Genomic DNA, 15711 nt, shown 5'->3' with positions numbered 1-15711 from the left:
GGTCCATTGTCGAAGATCGAGCGCGTGGGCTCATTGCAGGGAGTCGTTCGTCGGTGCGCCGGCGGTAAGACAGGCGGCGAACATCGCGACGATGCGGCCGGCATGGGCCGGGCCATAGGCGGCCACGAGACGCGGCACCGCCTCGCTGATGAGCGTGGCGGCCAGTGTGTCGTCGGTGATGCCGAGGTTCTGGGCCTTGTCGATCGCCTTGCGCACTAGGCCTTGCGCTTCGTCGAAGCGGGCGGGCAGGCGGTCCGGGTCGAAAAATTCCGGCGCGGCGAGCATCTGGTCGCGGAGTTTGTGCATGAGGGTCGTCCTGACGATAGCAATGTTATAACATAACATTATTGAGTCAAGATCGAGGCAACACGGCTCTTGACATATATTCCTAAGGTGATTATTCCTATTATTGTCCTGTTCCGGCCGGAGGCGCTGTCATGAGGCGTCGTTTCAGTGGGAAAAGGATGCGGTGCCCGCGGGCTTGAGGAAACGCACCTCAGGCGCTCGGGCGGCGACGGGGCTCCGCCCGGAGGCACAAGGACCTCCCGCAAGGAGCTTGCTGATGGCGTGTGCTACCCGCGAGAGCGGATCAGCCGCCGAAAGCGCGGCCCGGGCGCCGTAATGACACCGCGATGGAGCGCCGTGGGGCGCATGTGTCCTCCGATCGAGGGCACAGCGCACCGCAAGGTGCGAAATCAAATGGGCGCCTCGCGGCGCTCCATCCCTCCGGCTTGTCCGGAGGACGGAAGAGGGACGACCGGCGCCCCCGCGCCGTCAACAACAGGGGCAATGACGCGCGTCTTTTCAGGACCTTAGGCCCGCCCGCCGCCTTGCTTCCCGCGAACCCTGCCTATATAAGCCCGGCACATCACTCACGCGGAGAGTTGGCTCAGCGCCCCGACAATGGGCGATCGAGCCGTCCGGTGGCCCGGATTTCCCTTTGAAAATCAAAGGCTAATCAAGGGCTCACACACCCTCCGCGGCGGATCAACCGGAGAATATCTATGGCTCTTCCTGACTTCTCGATGCGTCAGCTTCTCGAGGCTGGCGTCCATTTCGGCCATCAGGCCCACCGTTGGAACCCGAAGATGGGGCAATACATCTTCGGCACCCGCAGCAACATTCATATCGTCGATCTCGCCCAGACCGTGCCGATGCTGCATACGGCGCTGAAGGCGGTGTCGGACACCGTCGCCAAGGGCGGCCGCATCCTGTTCGTCGGCACCAAGCGCCAGGCGCAGGACGCCATCGCGGACGCCGCCAAGCGCTGCGCCCAGTACTACGTCAATTCGCGTTGGCTCGGCGGCACGCTGACCAACTGGAAGACGATCTCGGGTTCGATCTCGCGTCTGCGCAAGCTCGACGAGATCCTCAACTCGGCCGATGCCGGCGGTTACACCAAGAAAGAGCGCCTGACGATGCAGCGCGAGCGCGACAAGCTCGACCGCTCGCTCGGCGGCATCAAGGACATGGGCGGCGTGCCCGACCTGATCTTCGTGATCGACACCAACAAGGAAGACATCGCGATCAAGGAAGCGCGCCGGCTCAACATTCCGGTCGCCGCCATCGTCGACACCAATTGCGATCCGAACGGCATCACCTATGTCGTGCCGGGCAACGATGACGCCAGCCGCGCCGTGTCGCTGTATTGCGACCTGATCGCCAAGGCGGCCATCGACGGCATCGCGCGCGCCCAGGGCGAACGCGGCGTCGATATCGGCGCTTCGGAAAAGCCGATTGCAGAACCGATCCCGACCGCGCCGGCCACCGCCGACCTCGGCTTCGAACAGCTCCCGGGTCCGCGCGGCGTCGCCGACGACCTCAAGAAGCTGCCCGGCGTGTCGGGCGCGATCGAAAAGCAGCTCAACGACCTCGGCATTTTCCACTATTCGCAGATCGCCGAACTGTCACCGACTGCTGCGCATAATGTCGGCGAAGAAGTCGGCCTGCCGGGTCGCGTCGATGGCTGGATCGCCAAGGCGAAGACCATGCTCGCGGACGCCGAGTAACAATACGATTGGCCGGCACCCATATAACGGTGCCGGCACTTCGCTCCGAATGAAGACGCCAGCGGCCAAAGTCCCGGACTTTGCCGGGTTGGCGCATAGAGGATTTTACCGATGGCAAATATTACCGCACAAATGGTCAAGGAGCTGCGCGAGTCGACCGGCGCCGGCATGATGGATTGCAAGGCCGCGCTGAACGAAACCGCCGGCGACATGGCGCAGGCGCAGGACTGGTTGCGCAAGAAGGGCCTCTCGAAGGCCGCCAAGAAGGCCGGCCGCGTCGCCGCCGAAGGCCTGATCGGACTCACCGTGAAAGGCCCGAAGGCCGTCGTTGTCGAGGTCAACTCGGAGACGGACTTTGTCGCGCGCAATGACCTGTTCCAGGGCCTCGTGAAAATGAGCGCGGATGTCGCCTTCGACGTCGGCCCGGATGTCGAGAAGATCAAGGCGCAGAAGGTCGGCGCGATCACCATCGCCGATGCCTTCAATGACACCATCGCCAAGATCGGCGAGAACATGACGCTGCGCCGCGCCGCTTCGCTCGAAGTGAGCAAGGGCGCGATCGGTTCCTACGTTCACACCTCGGTGTCCGAAGGCCTCGGCAAGATCGGCGTCATCGTCGGTCTTGAATCGCCCGGCAACGCCGACGAGCTCGTTGCGCTCGGCCGTCAGCTGGCGATGCATGTCGCTTCGTCGAACCCGATCGCGCTCGACGCCTCGGGCGTGCCGGCCGATGTGATCAAGCGCGAGAAGGACGTGCTCGCCGACAAGTTCCGGCAGCAGGGCAAGCCTGAAAACATGATCGAGAAGATCGTCGAGAACGGGCTGAAGACCTTCTACAAGGAGCAGACCTTCCTCGAGCAGCCGTTCATCTTCGACGACTCCGGCAAGAAGAGCGTCGCGCAGGCGGTGAAGGAAGCCGAAGGCAAGGTCGGTGGCCCGATCAAGATCACCGGCTTTGTGCGCTACGCGCTTGGCGAGGGCATCGAGAAACAGGAATCGGACTTTGCCGCCGAAGTGGCGGCGGCCGTGAAGCCTAACTGAACGAACAAAGCGGCGGTGCATCAGTCACCGCCGCTCTTGCAATGAGGGGACCGCGGCTGATGGCTGATCCCATTTACAAGCGCGTCATCGTCAAGCTGTCCGGCGAGGCACTGTCCGCCGACAAGGGCTTCGGTATCGATCAGGGCGTTGTCGAGCGCATTGCGGCCGATCTTGCCGCGACCGCGAAAATGGGTGTCGAGCTTGGCGTCGTGGTCGGCGGCGGCAATATTTTCCGCGGCGTCGAAGTGTCGAACCGCGGCGTGCCGCGCCCCGTTGGCGACACCATGGGCATGCTGGCGACCGTGATGAACTGCCTGGTGCTGGAAGCCGCCGTCGAGCGCGCCGGCGTCGAGGCCCGCACCCTGTCGGCGCTCACCATGACGACGGTGTGCGAAACCTATAACCGCAAGCGCGCGATGAAGAATCTGGCCAAGGGCCGGGTCGTGCTGCTGGCGGCGGGGACCGGCAATCCGTTCTTCACGACCGATACCACCGCGGTGCTGCGCGCCGCGGAACTCGACTGCCAGGCGGTGCTGAAAGCCACCAATGTCGACGGCGTCTATACCGCCGATCCCAAGAAGGACCCGTCCGCCAAGCGCTACGAGCGCGTCAGCCACCAGGAGGCCCTCGAAAAGGACCTCAAGGTGATGGATGGCGCCGCCTTCGCGCTTGCCCGCGAGAACCGCTTGCCTATCATCGTTTTCTCGATGGCGGGGAAGGGGGCGGTCGAGGCCGTACTGCGCGGCGAGGGGCGTTCGACGCTGGTTGGCTAGTCGAATCCGCCTGAAAGTTCTAAGCGGCCTGATGGCCGGAGCACGCGGTGCGACGCTGCGTGCTCAAACGACCGAACGGCGGTCACCTAAAGAAGCAGGGGAAGCGTCATGGCCAGTGCCACTCATGACATGAACGAAATCAAGCGCCGCATGGCGGGTGCCGCCGCTGCGCTCAAGACCGAGCTGTCGGGCCTGCGCACGGGCCGCGCCTCGACGCATCTGCTCGACCCGGTGATGGTCGATGCCTACGGCCAGAGCATGTCGCTCAACCAGTGCGCCAGCGTCACGGTGCCGGAGCCGCGGCTGATCGCGGTCAACGTCTGGGACAAGTCGCTGGTCAAGGCGGTGGAGAAAGCGATCGTCGATTCCAATCTTGGCCTGTCGCCGGCCACCGAAGGCCAGACCATCCGCCTGCGCATTCCCGAACTCAACCAGGATCGCCGCAAGGAGCTCGTCAAGCTCGCGCATAAATACGCCGAGACCGCGCGCGTCGCCGTCCGCCACGTGCGCCGCGATGCGCTCGACATCCTCAAGAAGCTCGAGAAGGATCACGGCAAGGACGAGATCGAGCGCTTCACCACCGACATTCAGAAGGCCACCGACGCCGGCATCGCAGAGGTCGATCAGCTTCTCGCCGCGAAGGAAAAGGAGATCCTCACGGTCTGAGGTCGAGCCAGAATGTCCGACGCCGAGTATCAGCAAAGCGCGGCTTCTACGGAAGTGCCGCACCACGTCGCCATCATCATGGATGGCAACGGACGCTGGGCGTCGGCGCGGGGCATGCCGCGGGTCGAGGGCCACCGCCGCGGCGTCGAGGCCGTGCGGCGCACGATCCGCGCCGCCGGTGATCTGGGCATCAAGATCATCACGATTTTCTCCTTCAGCGCCGAGAACTGGTCGCGGCCGGCCAGCGAAGTCGGCGAACTGATGGGGCTGCTGCGCCGCTTCATCCGCAACGATCTGGCCCAGTTGCACGAGAGCGGCGTGCGCGTGCGCATCATCGGCGAGCGCGAGGGCCTTGAGCCCGACATTGCGCGGCTGCTGACCGAAGCCGAAGAGCTGACCCGCAACAACACGAATCTGACCCTGGTCGTCGCCTTCAATTACGGCGCGCGGCAGGAAATCGTCCGCGCCGCCAGGCGCGCCGCGCAACTGGTTGCCGATGGCAAACTCAAGCCGGACGACATCACGCTGGACAGCTTCGCGGGTTTCCTCGACGCACCGGATCTTCCCGATCCCGATCTGATCATTCGCACCAGCGGCGAACAGCGCCTGTCGAATTTCCTGCTGTGGCAGTCGGCCTATAGCGAACTCGTCTTCGTGCCCACATACTGGCCCGACTTTGACCGCGCGGCGCTGGAAGCCGCGATCGACAGCTTCCGCCAGCGAGAACGCCGTTTCGGCGGCCTCGTCGCCAGGACGGCATCGTGATGTCGGTGCCGCCGGCCGAAGCGGGCGTCAATTCCGGAGACGGAAAGCCGGCAACGAGCAATCTGGTGCTGCGCGTCATCTCGGCCGCGGTGATGGCGCCGGTTGCCATCGGCGCGGCGTGGTGGGGTGGCTGGATCTTCGCGGTGTTCTGGGTGCTCGCGGCGCTCGCGGTGCTGTGGGAATGGATCGGCCTTGTTGCCGGACGCGATCACCGGATGCTGGTGCTGTCATGCGGCGGTGCCATCGTGCTCGCTGCGATACTGGCGTGGACCGACCATCCGGTGGCGGCGCTGCTGTTGATGGCGCTGGGGGCGCTCGCGGCGTCGATTTTCGTGACGCGCGCGCAGCGGCTGTGGATTGTCGGCGGCATTGGCTATGCGGGTTCGATGATGCTGGCGCCGATGATCTTGCGCGGCGAGGACGTCATGGGCTTCATCGCCATCGTCCTTTTGTTTGCCGTCGTCTGGACCACCGACGTGCTCGCATACTTCACCGGCCGCGCCATCGGCGGACCGAAGCTGATGCCTGCGGTGAGCCCGAAGAAGACCTGGTCAGGGGCCATCGGCGGTACGATCGGCGCCGTTGCCGCGGCTGTGGCGGTCGCCACCTTGTTCGGCGGTTTCAACACCGCCGCCATTGCCGGTCTGGCCGTTGTGCTGTCGGTCGTGTCGCAGGCGGGCGATCTTCTGGAGTCGCACATCAAGCGCCACTTCAACGCCAAGGACGCCAGCCAGTTGATCCCGGGCCATGGCGGCGCGATGGATCGCCTCGACGGTTTCTGGGCGGCTGCGATTGTCGCGGTCGCGATCGGCATTGTCCGCGGCGGTCTCGACGAGCCGGCCCGCGGCCTCTTGATCTGGTGAGCGCCATGAGCGCCATCAGTGCGGGAGGGCTCGCAGCGACCCGGCTTTCGGCATCGCAGCCGCAAGCGAAAGCGCGCAGCGTCAGCATTCTTGGCGCCACCGGCTCCATCGGCTCGAGCACGGTCGATCTCATCAAGCGTTCGCCCGATCGCTTTCGCGTCGAGGCCGTGACCGCCAACAGCAATGCCGCGGCGCTGGCGATGGTTGCGCGCGAGCTCGGCGCTCGCGTGGCCGTGCTGGCAGATGAAAGCGGTTATGCCGAACTCAAAGCGGCACTCGCTGGCAGCGGCATTGAAACCGCCGCAGGCGAGGCGGGTTTGATCGAAGCCGCGCAGCGCCCCGCGGATTGGGTGATGGCCGCGATTGCCGGCGCAGTCGGCCTCAAACCGACGCTGGCCGCCATTGAGCGTGGTGCAACGGTCGCGCTCGCCAACAAGGAATGCCTTGTTTGCGCCGGCTCCCTGTTCATGCGCCGCGCCAAGGCCTCGGGCGCCGCGGTCCTGCCGGTGGACAGCGAACACAACGCGGTGTTTCAGGCGCTCGGCGCCGGTCGCCGCGAAGACGTGTCGCGCGTGATCCTTACCGCGTCGGGCGGTCCGTTCCGTACCTGGACGCTGGATGCGATCAAGGCGGCGACGCCGGAACAGGCGCTCAAGCATCCGAACTGGTCGATGGGGCCGAAGGTCACGATCGACTCCGCGACGTTGATGAACAAGGGCCTCGAACTGATCGAGGCGCATCATCTGTTCGGTCTCGCGCCCGACGAGATCGAGGTGCTGGTGCATCCGCAATCCGTGGTCCATGGCCTTGTCGAGTTTCGCGACGGCTCGGTGGTGGCCCAGCTCGGGCCGGCTGACATGCGGGTGCCGATTGCCCATTGTCTGGCTTACCCTGAGCGTCTCGACGGCCCGGTTCCACGGCTGGATCTGGCCGCTTTGCGCGAATTAACGTTCGAGAATCCGGATCTCACGCGTTTTCCGGCACTCGGACTGGCGCGGCAGGCCATGATCGCGGGCGGGGCGGCGCCGACCGTCCTGAACGCCGCCGACGAGGTGGCGGTGGCCGAATTCATGGCCGGGCGCCTGAGCTTCGCCGGCATCGCCGCGTTGGTCGAGGCGACGCTCGAGGCTGCAGGCAAGCGTGGGCTTCTGGCCGAGCCGCTATCGGTGGAGGCCGCGCTCGCCGTTGACCATACCGCCAGAGGACTGGCCCGCGAGCTCTTGCTCAATAATGCCGTAAAGGCATTCTAGTCACCTTTCGGTCATAGTGTGGCCTTTCGCGGCCCGGACGAGGATTTCAGATGAGCGTTTTCGAGCAATTGGGCGCCTTCGGTGGCGGGGCGGCCGGTTACATCGTTCCTTTCCTGTTCGTCCTCACCATCGTCGTGTTCTTCCATGAACTGGGCCACTTCCTGGTGGCGCGCTGGTGCGGCGTGAAGGTCACCGCCTTTTCGATCGGCTTCGGGCCGGAGATCGTCGGCTTCAACGACCGCTACGGCACGCGCTGGAAGCTGTCGGCTATTCCGCTTGGCGGGTACGTGAAATTCCTTGGCGACGAAAACGCCGCCAGCGTTCCCGACCACGAGGCGGCCAATGCCATGAGCGAGGAGGAGCGCAAGGTCTCCTTCGTGCACAAGCCGGTCAGTTCGCGTGCCGCCGTCGTAGCGGCAGGCCCCATTGCCAATTTCATCCTCGCCATCCTGATCTTCGCCGGCGTCTTCATGATCGCGGGCAAGCAGACCACGACCGCGCGCGTCGATGCCATCCAGGACGGCAGCGCCGCTCAGGCGGCCGGCTTCAAGTCGGGCGACCTCGTGCTGTCGATCAACGGCAGCAAGATCGCCAGCTTCGCCGACATGCAACGCGTGGTCAGCATCAGCGCCGGCGAGAAACTCACGGTCGAGGTCGATCGCGGCGGCGAGAAGGTACTGCTCACGGCCGTACCGCAGATGCGGGAGGTGAAGGACAATTTCGGCAACCTCCACCGCCTCGGCGTGCTCGGCATCAGCCGGTCAATGGCGCCTGGGGATATCCGGACCGAGACCATGGGACCTTTGGCCGCGCTGTCGGCGGGGGCCCAGGAGACCTGGTTCGTGGTCGACCGGACCCTGTCCTATATCGGCGGTATCTTCGCCGGCCGGGAGAGCGCCGACCAGCTCGGCGGCCCCATCCGCATTGCCCAGGTGTCCGGGCAGGTGGCTACGGCCGGGTTTGTGGCCCTTTTGCACCTGACGGCTGTGCTGTCGGTGTCCATTGGCCTACTCAACTTGTTCCCGATCCCACTGCTCGATGGCGGTCATCTTTTGTTCTACGCCGTGGAGGCCATCCGCGGCCGTCCGCTGTCGGAGCGTGCCCAGGAGGTGGGGTTCAGAATCGGGCTGGCGATCGTCCTGATGTTGATGATTTTTGCAACCTTTAATGACATCCTGCACCTTGCCACGTCATAATCGTTGCCAACCGGCAACGTGATGAGGGGAAAGGGAAAGTCCGCCTGGCGGTTTCGTTTGCAGCGCGCACAAAACGCTGTACAACGCTTTCCGACGACGGGCCAAAAAGAGTCGGTCGGGGCCAGACGCGGTGTCGGCCGCAGGGACTAAAAAAAGGGCGCGTTGCGCATGGGACTTAGTGTGCGGGTTATTCGGGGACTGACCCTCTCTCTGGTCTTCCTCGGTGGTATCGTTGTTGGTACCGCCGGCGTTACCATTTCTTCCTCCACGCCTGCGATGGCGCAGTCGGCTAACTCGATCGTCGTGCAGGGCAACCGCCGCGTCGAAGCCGAGACCATCCGTTCCTATTTCCGCAGCGGTTCGGGCCGTCTGGGGCCTGTCGAGATCGACGAGGGCCTCAAGGCGCTTTACGCCACCGGTCTGTTCGAGGACGTCCGCACCAGCAATACCGGCGGTCGTCTGGTCGTGACCGTGGTTGAGAACCCGGTCATCAACCAGGTCGCGTTCGAGGGCAACAAGAAGGCCAAGGACGACCAGCTCAAGCTCGAAGTGCAGTCGAAGGCGCGCGGCACATTGTCGAAGCCGACCGTGCAATCCGACGTGCAGCGCATCATCGAAATCTATCAGCGCAGCGGCCGTTTCGACGTCACTGTCACGCCGAAGATCATCGAGTTGCCGAACAATCGCGTGAACCTGGTCTTCGAGATCAAGGAAGGCGACAAGACCGGCGTCAAGGATATCCGCTTCGTCGGCAACAAGGCCTTTTCACGCAGCCGCCTCAAGGACGTCATCAAGACCGCGGAAAGCAACTTCCTCAGCTTCCTGCAGACCACCGACATCTACGATCCGGATCGCGTCGAAGCCGACCGCGACCTGCTGCGCCGTTTCTATCTCAAGTACGGCTACGCGGACGTTCGTATTATCTCGGCTGTCGGCGAATACGATCCGTCGAAGAAGGGCTTCATCATCACCTTCACCATCGACGAGGGGCCGCAATACCGCGTCGGCACCGTTGATGTGATCTCCAACGTTCGCGCTATCGACACCGGCGATCTGCGAGGCAAGGTCAAGCTGTCTCCCGGCAGCGTCTACAACGCCGATCTCGTCGAGAAGAGCGTCGAAGCCATGGCGATCGAAGCGGCCAAGCGCGGCTATGCCTTCGCCAACGTGCGTCCGCGCGGCGAGCGCAAGGTCGACACACGCACCATCAACCTTGCCTTCGTCGTGGAAGAGGGCACGCGCGCCTATATCGAGCGCATCAACATCCGCGGCAATAACCGCACCCGCGATTACGTGATCCGCCGCGAGTTCGATATTTCGGAAGGCGACGCCTATAACCGCGCGCTGATCGACCGCGCCGAGCGTCGCTTGAAAAACCTCAATTACTTCAAGACCGTGAAGATCACCAACGAACCAGGGTCAGCGCCCGATCGCGTTGTGGTCAATGTCAACGTCGAAGAGCAATCGACTGGCGAGTTCTCCATTGCGGGCGGCTATTCGACCGCCGACGGTTTCATTGCCGAGGCCAGCGTCGCTGACCGCAACCTGATGGGCCGCGGCCAGTATGCCAAGGCCGCCGTGACCTACGGCCAGCGCACGCGTGGCGTCGACCTGAACTTCGTCGAGCCCTATCTGCTCGGTTATCGCATGGCTGGTGGCGTCGACTTGTTTTGGCGCAAGAACACCGCATCGAATTCGGTTTCCTACTCGATGGAGACCTACGGCACGAACCTTCGTCTCGGCTTTGCGCTAACTGAGGAACTGTCGTTCTCGCCGCGCTATTCGATCTATCGTCAGAAGATCACGCTGCCGGACCAGTATAATAACTGTATATCGACGGCTTCGCCGATGTTTACGCCAACGCCGTCTGGCTACAACGCCCATCAGCCGGGCGCTGTGAAGCCTCTCGACGAGTGTTATGCGGACGGCGAAGCCTCGCTCGCGGTCCGTAAGGAACTGGCCAACGGTCCAGTTACCGTGTCGATGCTCGGTTACACCACCGCCTACAACACACTCGACAACAACAAGAATCCGACCAGCGGTCTATACGCTGAACTCAAGCAGGATCTTGCTGGCGTCGGCGGCGACGTGAACTTCATCCGTACTACGGCGGAAGCGCGTACCTACTATGAAGTGGTGCCGGATGTGGTTGGTGTGCTGAAGTTGCAGGGCGGTAATATCGCCGGCTGGGGCAGCAAGGATCTGCGCATGCTGGATCACTTCCAGATGGGTCCGAACATCGTTCGTGGTTTTGCCAGCAACGGCATCGGACCGCGCGATATTACGCCTGGCTCCAACAATGACTCGCTCGGTGGCACCAAGTTTTGGGGCGCAAGCCTTGAGGTCCAGACGCCGCTTTACTTCCTGCCGAAGGAAATCGGCATTAAGCTCGCGGCCTTCGCCGATGCAGGTAATGTCTGGGGCTATGAGGGCCCGACGTCGTGGTCTGTCACCGGTGAAACGCTACAGGTTGGTCTCGACAGTGCCACCAACATCCGTTCGTCGGTGGGTGTCGGCTTGATCTGGGATTCGCCGCTGGGGCCGCTGCGCTTCGACTTCGCCTATCCGCTAAAGAAATACTGCTCGATCTCCACAGGGGTTGGCGCAACCGAAGTATGCGACCGTACGCAGATGTTCCGGTTCGGCGGCGGCACCAAGTTCTGATCGCCGCCCGCCGGCGGCGGTCATCCGGCGTCACGGCAAGTGCAAGGTCGGGATGAGCGAGCCGTTATTCCTGCGTGAGACAGGCGGTCTGACGTTTGACGAAATCGTCAAGCTGACCGGTGCCTCCATGGCTGAGGGGGGCGCCGGCGGCCGTCGCGTCGTCAATGTCGCGCCGCTCGATCGCGCGTCGCCTTACGACATAACGTTTTTCGATAATAAGAACTTCGCGGCCGCAGCGGCCGCGACCCACGCGGCGGTCTGCCTGACCCGGGCTGAACTCGTTGGCATGCTGCCGGCGCGGACGGTGGCGCTGGTTGTACGTGAACCGTTCAAGGCCTTTGTCCAAGTCTCGCGCGCGCTGTTTCCCGAGTCTCTGCGTCCGCTGTCCATGGCTCCCGCCGGGGCGACCAAAGGGGCTCACATCGACGAGACGGCACGGCTGGAAAGTGGTGCGACCGCCGAACCGGGCGCCTTCATCGGTGCCGGCGCCGAGATTGGCAGCGGCACGGTGATCGGTGCCAATGCGGTGATCGGGCCCGGAGTGCGCATCGGCCGTGATTGCTCGATCGGCCCCACCACGGTCGTCACGAATGCCCTGATCGGTGATCGCGTCATCATCCATCCGGGCTGCAAGATCGGCCAGGACGGGTTCGGCTATGTCATGGGCGGAGCCGGACACCTCAAGGTGCCGCAGGTGGGGCGCGTCATCATCCAGGACGACGTTGAGATCGGGGCCGGTACCACCGTGGATCGAGGCGCCATCCGCGACACCGTGATCGGCGAGGGTACCAAGATCGACAACCTGGTGCAGGTCGGCCACAATGTGTCGATCGGCCGGCATTGCATTTTGGTCGCTTATACGGGTATTTCGGGCAGTGCCACGTTGGAAGACTTCGTTGCCATGGGCGCCCGGGCGGGGGCCGTTCCCAATGTGACGATCGGCGAGGGTTCGCAAATTGCGGCGTCGTCCAACGTCGCCACGGATGTGCCGCCGGGATCGCGGTGGGGCGGGTCACCAGCCAAACCAATGAGGCAGTGGCTGCGGGAAATCAAAGCGGTCGAGCGGATGGTGCGTCAAAAGGACGGCGCCGCGGCCGATGAATGAGTGTGTCGCTATGGATGAAATGGTCACGACGCTGGAGACTGCCGACATCGCGAAAGTGATGGAGCTGTTGCCGCATCGCTATCCGTTCCTGCTCGTCGACCGTGTCGTCAACATTCGTGGCGACGAGTACGGCTGCGGCGTCAAGAACGTTACGATCAATGAGCCGCAGTTTCAGGGCCATTTCCCCGGCAACCCGATTTTCCCCGGCGTTCTAATGATCGAAGGCATGGCGCAGACCGCCGGCGTTCTCTGCATCGCCGCGACCTCGTCGCGCCAGCCGAAGTCGGTATTCTTCCTCACCATCGACAATGCCAAATTCCGCAAGCCGGTGCGACCTGGCGATACGCTCGAATATCACATGACACGCACCGCGCGGCGCAAGGACATGTGGTGGTATCGCGGCATCGCCAAGGTTGGCGACACCGTGGTCGCCGAAGCCGATCTCGGCGCCATGATTTCCAACCGCTAGGGCTGAGCTGAAGGGCCCGGTATGAACGACCCTGTCATCGACCCGACCGCGCACATTGCGTCGGGCGCGGTCATCGGCCCCGACGTTTCGATCGGGCCGTATTGCATCGTCGGCCCCCATGTGAAGCTGGAAGCCGGTGTGCGGCTGGTGTCTCATGTCAACGTGACCGGCTACACCACCATCGGTGCGCGCACGGTCGTTTATCCGTTTGCCTCGCTCGGCACGCCGCCGCAGTCGCTCGGCTACAAGGGCGAGCCGACGCGGCTCGAGATTGGCGCGGACAACGACATCCGCGAACACGTCACCATGAACACCGGCACCGCCGCGGACCGTGGCGTCACCACGGTAGGCAACAACTGCTTCTTCATGGTCGGCAGCCACGTGGCTCATGACTGCGTCGTCGGCAACAAGGTCGTTTTCGCCAACAACGTTCTGCTCGGTGGTCATTCGCAGATCGGCGATAATGTCGTGTTCGGTGGCGGCGTCGCGGTGCGCCAGTTTGTGCGGATCGGCGAGGGTGCGATGATCGTCGGGTTGTCTGGCGTGCGCGCCGACGTGATCCCTTTCGGCATGGCGCACGGGCCGCTGGCTGATCTTGTCGGCCTCAATGTCGTCGGCATGCGCCGGCGCGGCCTGAGCAAAGCCGAGGTGCATCGCGTCCGTTCGGCCTATCAGGATCTTTTCTTCGGCGACGGCGCGTTCAAGGCACGTCTCGACAAGGTGGCCGCCACATATGCCGATGATGCGCTCGTCGTGCGCATCATCGAATTCATTCGCGCCGGCAAGCGGCCATTGACCATGGCGACGATGCGCAACGGGACGGATGACGACCAATGAGCGACGCCGTGGCCACGCCGTCGCAAGGACCGCTGGCCATGATCTGCGGCGGCGGCGCTCTGCCTCTGGCCATCGCTGATTATGTCGCGGCGCGGGGCCGCAAGGTCGTGCTGTTCCCGCTCATCGGCGCCGCGGACGGCCTGCCGGTCGAGAACTATCCCCATCACTGGATCTATATCGGCCAGATCGGCAAGTTCATGCGGCTGGCGCGGGCTGAGGGCGCCAGCGATGTCGTCTTCATCGGTGCGCTGGTGCGGCCGCGAATTCTTCAGACCCGGCCCGATCTCAAGGCGCTGATGATCATGCCCCGCGTGCTCAAGGCGTTTCGCGGCGGCGACGATCATCTGTTGACGGGCATGGCGCGGCTACTCGAGGACGAGGGCTTTCACCTGCGCGGCGCGCACGAGGTGGCGCCGGAAATTCTCGCCCCCGCGGGCGTGCTCGGTAGTGTGCAGCCAAGCGAGGCCGACCGTGCCGATATCGAACTCGGCCTGGATTATCTCGACGCCGCGAGCCCGTTCGATATCGGGCAGGCTGTTGCGATCGCCAACCGTCACGTGCTCGCCGTCGAGGCGGCCGAAGGCACCGATCAGATGCTGGCCCGCGTTGCCGAACTGCGCGCCAATGGCCGCGTGCGGTCCGCCAAAGGGCGCGGCGTCATGGTGAAGGCGCCGAAGCGCCACCAGGATCGCCGCTTCGATCTGCCGTCGATCGGTCCGCGAACGGTCGAGGGCGTGGCGCAGGCGGGTCTCGCCGGTATCGCCGTTGTCGCCGGAGCGACCGTCGTTGCCGAAGCGGACAAGCTCCTCGCCGCCGCCGATCGCGCGGGGATTTTCATCGTCAGCGTGCCGGAACGGCGGTCATGAGTGGCACAGCATCCGGGCCCGGCCCGCATATTTATCTGGTCGCGGGCGAGGAGTCGGGCGACCGGCTCGGCGCGGCGCTGATCCGCGCCTTGCGCCGCGAGCGCGCAGGCATTCGTTTCTCCGCGGTCGGTGGCAGCCAGATGACGGCGGAGGGCGTGCCCAGTCTGTTTCCGCTCGGCGAGCTGGCGATCATCGGTTTTGCCGCTATCGTCAAAAGCCTGCCGGCCATTCTCAAGCGTATTAACGAGACCGCGGCGGCTGTGGTTGCGGCCAAACCTGATCTGCTGGTCATCATCGACAGCCCTGAATTCACCCATCGCGTAGCGCGTAAGGTGCGCGCCGCCGCACCCAATATCCCGATCGTCGATTATGTCTGCCCATCGGTCTGGGCGTGGCGGCCGGGCCGCGCCAAGGCGATGCTCGGTTATGTCGACCGCGTGCTGGCGTTGCTGCCATTCGAGCCCGAGGCCATGGCCCGGCTTGGCGGACCGGCGACCGTTTTTGTCGGCCATCCGCTGGCCGAACAGGTCGGCAAGCTTCGCCCCGAAAATGGACCGGCCACGCGCCTTGAAGGTCCGCCGCTGGTCCTGGCCATGCCCGGCAGCCGCTCCGGCGAGGTTCGGCGCATGGCCGAGGTTTTCGGCACCGCATTGGGGCAACTGGCGGCCTCGGCCGGGCCATTCGAGGTCGTCGTACCAACCGTTGAGCGGCTCGAGGCGACCGTGCGGGACGCCGTGGCGCGCTGGCCGGTGCCGGCACGGGTGGTGAGCAATGCGGACGAGAAATACGCCGCTTTCCGGCGCGCTCGGGCCGCGCTCGCCAAATCCGGAACTTCAACCCTCGAACTGGCACTGGCCGGCGTGCCGATGGTCACCGCCTACAAGGTTGCCAAGCTGGAGGAATGGGTTGCGCGGCTCCTGATCAAGGTTCCCTCCGCCATCCTGGCCAACCTCGTGCTCGGCCGGAACGTGGTACCGGAGTTTCTGCAACAGGACTGCACCCCCGAAAACCTGACGCGCGCGCTGGCGCCGCTTATGACCGATACGCCGGAGCGCCGCCGTCAAATCGAGGCTTTCGGCGAGCTCGACACCATCATGAAAATTGGGCAGGGCTCGCCAAGCGAGAGGGCGGCGGCCGCTGTTTTGACCACATTACGGTGAATTTAACCGTCGGCGGGCCGAAACGGTGGCGCCGGCTTTCCGGAACG

15 protein-coding genes are annotated in these 15711 nt (G+C 64.2%); 14 read left to right on the top strand and 1 reads right to left on the bottom strand.

The genetic code is table 11. The features are described from left to right. Positions 1-30: 30 nt before the first annotated feature. Positions 31-306, bottom strand: coding sequence for a hypothetical protein (locus DXH78_RS18630; protein WP_115518764.1), 276 nt, complete (start codon positions 304-306; stop codon positions 31-33). A gap of 698 nt (positions 307-1004) precedes the next feature. Here DXH78_RS18630 and DXH78_RS18625 point away from each other — a divergent pair. From DXH78_RS18625 to lpxB, 14 genes are all read left to right on the top strand, one after another. Further along, a complete protein-coding gene (locus DXH78_RS18625) occupies positions 1005-2009 on the top strand; it encodes a 30S ribosomal protein S2 (RefSeq protein WP_115518763.1) in 1005 nt (334 codons plus the stop codon). 111 nt (positions 2010-2120) lie between these two features. After that, the gene (gene tsf, locus DXH78_RS18620; RefSeq protein ID WP_115518762.1) at positions 2121-3050 is read left to right on the top strand and encodes a translation elongation factor Ts; all 930 of its coding nucleotides are present in this window, start codon (positions 2121-2123) and stop codon (positions 3048-3050) included. Positions 3051-3109: 59 nt separating this feature from the next. After that, positions 3110-3823, top strand: a complete 714-nt coding sequence (gene pyrH, locus DXH78_RS18615; RefSeq protein ID WP_115518761.1) for a UMP kinase — start codon at positions 3110-3112, stop codon at positions 3821-3823. Between the two features lie 108 nt (positions 3824-3931). Next, the gene (gene frr, locus DXH78_RS18610; RefSeq protein WP_115518760.1) at positions 3932-4489 is read left to right on the top strand and encodes a ribosome recycling factor; all 558 of its coding nucleotides are present in this window, start codon (positions 3932-3934) and stop codon (positions 4487-4489) included. Between the two features lie 12 nt (positions 4490-4501). Further along, on the top strand, positions 4502-5254 hold the full coding sequence (locus DXH78_RS18605) for an isoprenyl transferase (protein WP_115518759.1): 753 nt from the start codon (positions 4502-4504) through the stop codon (positions 5252-5254). Then, a complete protein-coding gene (locus DXH78_RS18600) occupies positions 5254-6117 on the top strand; it encodes a phosphatidate cytidylyltransferase (RefSeq protein WP_115518758.1) in 864 nt (287 codons plus the stop codon). The genes DXH78_RS18605 and DXH78_RS18600 overlap by 1 nt, the downstream gene beginning before the upstream one ends. Positions 6118-6122: 5 nt before the next feature. Continuing rightward, positions 6123-7367, top strand: coding sequence for a 1-deoxy-D-xylulose-5-phosphate reductoisomerase (dxr, locus tag DXH78_RS18595; protein WP_115518757.1), 1245 nt, complete (start codon positions 6123-6125; stop codon positions 7365-7367). A 50-nt stretch (positions 7368-7417) separates the two neighbouring features. Beyond that, positions 7418-8563, top strand: coding sequence for an RIP metalloprotease RseP (rseP, locus tag DXH78_RS18590; protein WP_115518756.1), 1146 nt, complete (start codon positions 7418-7420; stop codon positions 8561-8563). A gap of 168 nt (positions 8564-8731) precedes the next feature. Further along, positions 8732-11227 carry an outer membrane protein assembly factor BamA gene (gene bamA / locus DXH78_RS18585; RefSeq protein ID WP_115518755.1) on the top strand — a complete coding sequence of 832 codons (2496 nt, stop codon included), beginning with the start codon at positions 8732-8734 and terminating at the stop codon, positions 11225-11227. A 52-nt stretch (positions 11228-11279) separates the two neighbouring features. Continuing rightward, a complete protein-coding gene (gene lpxD / locus DXH78_RS18580) occupies positions 11280-12332 on the top strand; it encodes a UDP-3-O-(3-hydroxymyristoyl)glucosamine N-acyltransferase (protein WP_115518754.1) in 1053 nt (350 codons plus the stop codon). 10 nt (positions 12333-12342) lie between these two features. Then, on the top strand, positions 12343-12801 hold the full coding sequence (gene fabZ / locus DXH78_RS18575) for a 3-hydroxyacyl-ACP dehydratase FabZ (RefSeq protein ID WP_430727509.1): 459 nt from the start codon (positions 12343-12345) through the stop codon (positions 12799-12801). Between the two features lie 21 nt (positions 12802-12822). Further along, on the top strand, positions 12823-13638 hold the full coding sequence (gene lpxA, locus DXH78_RS18570) for an acyl-ACP--UDP-N-acetylglucosamine O-acyltransferase (RefSeq protein ID WP_115518753.1): 816 nt from the start codon (positions 12823-12825) through the stop codon (positions 13636-13638). After that, positions 13635-14504 carry an LpxI family protein gene (locus tag DXH78_RS18565; protein WP_115518752.1) on the top strand — a complete coding sequence of 290 codons (870 nt, stop codon included), beginning with the start codon at positions 13635-13637 and terminating at the stop codon, positions 14502-14504. Before lpxA ends, DXH78_RS18565 begins: the two co-directional genes overlap by 4 nt. Further along, on the top strand, positions 14501-15664 hold the full coding sequence (gene lpxB, locus DXH78_RS18560) for a lipid-A-disaccharide synthase (RefSeq protein WP_115518751.1): 1164 nt from the start codon (positions 14501-14503) through the stop codon (positions 15662-15664). The genes DXH78_RS18565 and lpxB overlap by 4 nt, the downstream gene beginning before the upstream one ends. The last annotated feature ends 47 nt before the right edge of the window (positions 15665-15711 follow it).

Source organism: Undibacter mobilis, assembly GCF_003367195.1.
In the GTDB taxonomy this organism is placed as follows: domain Bacteria; phylum Pseudomonadota; class Alphaproteobacteria; order Rhizobiales; family Xanthobacteraceae; genus Pseudolabrys; species Pseudolabrys mobilis.
The sequence above is the reverse complement of the archived record's forward strand: the minus strand, read 5'-3'. Positions and strand labels throughout refer to the sequence as shown.